The sequence below is a fragment of the Psychrobacter sp. Rd 27.2 genome, from assembly GCF_001921755.1.
Taxonomy (GTDB): Bacteria; Pseudomonadota; Gammaproteobacteria; order Pseudomonadales; family Moraxellaceae; genus Psychrobacter; species Psychrobacter celer.
In genome coordinates this window covers 1-297 of record NZ_MRYB01000183.1, presented here as the reverse complement: position 1 = coordinate 297, position 297 = coordinate 1, and the positions used below count along the sequence as shown (strand labels likewise).

The 297-nt window shown below is 48.1% G+C and carries 1 pseudogene; it reads left to right on the top strand.

The features are described 5' to 3' along the window. Positions 1 to 239 (top strand): annotated as a pseudogene (locus tag BTV99_RS13120) (type IV secretion protein Rhs); the annotation flags it as partial. Positions 240 to 297 lie beyond the last annotated feature (58 nt).

Here is a 297-nt window from a genome sequence, read left to right as displayed (position 1 = left end):
AAAGCTGGCTGATACATGAGCTAACGCACGTTTGGCAGCTACAGCAAGGTATCAAGGTGGTACGCGGGGCGTTGGTCGATCGGCGTTATGACTACGTATTTACAGTCGGTAAGCCCTTTTTTAAGTATGGTATCGAGCAGCAGGCGCGTATGGTACAAGACTATTTTGTCCGTCGCCAGCGTGGTCAGGACTGCCGTGATTTTGAGCGGTGTATACCGTTTTTGACGACCGCTTCTTGAGTCTGATGTTATACGTTGAATGCCACAAGTCTACTGTTGACACAAATCTACTGTCAAT